General features: G+C 40.3%; 1 protein-coding gene. It reads left to right on the top strand.

The window, feature by feature from the left end:
• Window positions 1-126: 126 nt before the first annotated feature.
• Window positions 127-856, top strand: a 730-nt coding sequence (locus tag SJ312_RS23265) for an ISAs1 family transposase (protein WP_319868415.1), incomplete at its 3' end; no start/stop codon positions are given.

Raw genomic sequence — 856 nt, 5'->3', positions numbered from 1 at the left:
CACGGTCCGCGCATGTTATTGACGCACCTTTTAATCGAATTTCGGGATAAAATTTTCAGAAATAGATTGAATTAGCGATCTTGGCGTGATCTTATACTGTTAAAGATAAAGCAGGATAAGACGAATATGGATTACAGCGAATTTAAAGAGCATTTTAGCATATTGAGTGATACTCGTCAGGCAAGAAAATCGACCTATAATTTCTTTGAAGTGATGTTCCAGGTGGTGACAGCGATGCTGTGCGGAATGAAGACTTGGGATGAAATCGAAGGCTTTGGTGAGGAAAATTTAACCTGGTTTCGTAAGTTTAGTGACTACTCTTCTGGTGTGCCTAGTCACGATACTTTGGCGCGAATAGTGGGTTTGATTGATCCAGATGAGTTTTCATTGTGTTTCGTTCGTTGGTGTAATGATATTCGGCGAGAAAAATCCTTAGTGACCCATCATGTTGCCATAGATGGCAAGTCATTAAAGGGTACGTATGATTATAGTAAAAACAAATGCTTAACTCATATGGTGAACGCGTATTCTGTAGATACTGGCCTTGTACTAGGGCAGTTGAAAACGGATGAAAAATCGAATGAGATCACGTTAATTCCCCAGATATTGAAATTAATCCAAGTCGAAGGCCGAGTTATCAGCTTAGATGCCATGGGATGTCAAAGAGCCATAGCGGAAGATATTGTTCTTAGAGGTGGTGACTATTTAATGGCCGTTAAGGATAACCAACCTCGTTTACATGCTCTTTTTCAATCTCATTTTTCTTTTGAGAAATTGGCAGACTATTCGTCTCACGCAGTAGAGCAAGAAGAGTCAGGTAAACGTGGTCGCAAGGTGATAAGGACCTACATTACGG

The sequence above is a fragment of the Providencia sp. CIM-Carb-044 genome (genome assembly GCF_033901115.1).
Taxonomy (GTDB): Bacteria; Pseudomonadota; Gammaproteobacteria; order Enterobacterales; family Enterobacteriaceae; genus Providencia; species Providencia hangzhouensis.
The sequence above is the reverse complement of the archived record's forward strand: the minus strand, read 5'-3'. Positions and strand labels throughout refer to the sequence as shown.